The sequence below is a fragment of the Streptomyces sp. NPDC059455 genome, assembly GCF_042750115.1.
Lineage (GTDB): Bacteria > Actinomycetota > Actinomycetes > Streptomycetales > Streptomycetaceae > Streptomyces > Streptomyces endocoffeicus.
In genome coordinates, this window is sequence record NZ_JBHYVB010000004.1 from 1 (window position 1) to 2,108 (window position 2,108).

The following is a 2,108-nucleotide window of genomic DNA, read 5'->3' on the forward strand; positions in this document are numbered from 1 at the left end:
GGGGGTCTTTTTTTTTTTTTTTTCTTTCTTGGGGGGGCTCCTGTTTGGGGGGTGTGTCCGGGTGTTCAAGGCCCGGGCGGCCCCCCCCCCCCCCCCCCCGGTACTCCGCCTCGGCGGTCCAGGCCGGGTCCCACGGCCACGCCTCGATCCCGCGCAGGCCGACGAGGGTGGGCGCGGCCGGATCCCACACGACCAGGACATGGGCTCCCCGCAGTTCCTCGATGGTGCCGCGCCGCCCGCCGGGGAAGGACAGGCGGCCGGCGCTGGTCAGTTCCACCGCGCCGTCGACGGCCTGGCCATCGACGGACACGCCCTCCGCGCGGGCCGCGGTCAGCGTCAGGCTCCCCGAGAAGCCGGTGGACGTCCACCGCCCCGGAACCTCGGGGACTTCCTGACCCGGTTCCGTGATCAGTCGATAGGCGATGCGGCCCGCCTTCCCGTCCGGGCCCGCCATCTCCTCCCACCGGCTCCGACGCCACCTGTCGTACCCGGTCAACGCGTCGTCACCATCGAAGCAGTCGCTGGACACAGTGTTCTCCTCTGTAGGTGGCGGTCCCCCGCGACCGCCGTCAGGACTTACCGCCGGCCGGGAACCTCGACCGGTTCGACGGCCGGTCGATGGTCACCGCAAGGCCGCATGCCGTCATGCGGCGCGTCTCCGCGCACGCCCGACTGTCGCGGTCCGACCGGTCGTGTCGATGGTTTGGATGGTGCGCTCGCCCCGGGAACATAGGCAAAGCCGTTTGCTGTAACGGCAAATGCAGGTCGAAGGTCTCCCGCTGCGCCTCGGCGTGGGCATGGGCGACCCCCGCAGATGCTCGGTCCGCGTCTTCGGCCGAACCATCCGTCGAGCCGGCGGGCACTCTCGACGTCGGTCCAGCCGTCCGTGAGAAGACGGTCGGTGAGTGCCGGGGAGTCGGCGGGGCCGTCGTCTGCTGGGACCGTGCGGAGGTTAGGCGTGGTGGTCGGAGTCAGCCGGTGGAGCCTGACAAGTTCTCGACCCACCTGGCGGTACACGGGAATCACGCAGGACCAGCCACCCGACACGCTCTCAGAGGAAGACGCGCGCCACCTCCAGCCACTTCTGCGCGTCCTCGCCGGTCGCCGTCATGTCGGTCTCGGACCAGGGGCGACGCCGGGTGACACACAGGCAGAAGTCCATGGCGCTGCCCTGTACCCGTTGCGCGGCGGCCTCGGGGCCCCACACCCAGGTCCGTCCGTCAGGAGCCGTCAGTTCGACGCGGAAGGGGTCCGCCGGCCCGGGTAGTCCGACGGCGGCGAAGGACAGCTCCCGTCCCAACACCCCCAGCGAAGCCACGTGCCGCAGTCGATCCGTCGGGCGGTGCGCCACGCCCACCGCATCGAAGACGTCCTGCCCATGTGCCCAGGTTTCCATCAGACGAAGGGGCACCATGAGGGCCGGGGTCACCTTCGACATGTACCAGGGGAAGGCGTGGTCCCATGGCGTGTCGCGCAGTGCCGCCGCCAGTTCCGCTCGAGCGGCCCGCCACTCCTCCAGGAGTACCGGCCGCGGTTTGGCCGCTCCCGCGGCGGCGGCCTTGTCGGCGTATCCGCTGCCTTCGGCTTCCGCCCGGCCGAGCTCGCCGCCGAACGCGTCCGGAGTGCGTAAGGCGCTGAGCGCGTTCGCGTCCGCCCACGCGAGATGGGCTATCTGGTGGGCGACCGTCCAGCCGGGTGCAGGCGTCGGTCTGGACCAGTCGTCCACGGCTGTGACCAGGGCGTCGAGCTCATCGCCCTCAGCCACCAGGGCGGCCAGGACACCGGCGTCATCCACATCGGGGACGGCGAGGTTGTAGTTCAGCATGCGCGCCATGGTGCCAATCCTCCCTGACCGGCGGCGAAGGCGAAGTGTGCGGGCAGACTCCGGTGTCGCCGGAGTCTGCCGACTCGGTGGTGGGGCTCGCCGCACCATGGACCGCCGCGCTTCCTCGACGGCGGTTTGGAGCGTGTCGGGTGGCTGGTCACGCACGCGGCGCACCGCTGGTTCACCAAGTGGCGCCGGGAGATCGTGCACCGACAGGGGGGGGGGACGCGGCGGGGGGCGCGCGCGCGCGCCACTAGACTGTGAAGACAAACACAAACATCTG

General features: G+C 70.6%; 1 protein-coding gene and 1 pseudogene. Both read right to left on the reverse strand.

Features of this window, described 5'->3' with window-relative positions; translation table 11 throughout:
* A pseudogene (locus ACFXB5_RS02350) lies at positions 1-529 on the reverse strand (hypothetical protein); the annotation flags it as partial.
* A 522-nt stretch (positions 530-1,051) separates the two neighbouring features.
* Entirely contained in the window at positions 1,052-1,834 is a 783-nt protein-coding gene (locus ACFXB5_RS02355; RefSeq protein WP_385201603.1) for a TIGR03084 family metal-binding protein, read from the reverse strand.
* Between the last annotated feature and the right edge of the window lie 274 nt (positions 1,835-2,108).

Coding starts and splice junctions, on each gene's coding strand:
- ACFXB5_RS02355 (WP_385201603.1), bottom strand. CDS start 1,834: ATGGCGCGCATGCTGAACTACAACCTCGCCGTCCCCGATGTGGATGAC.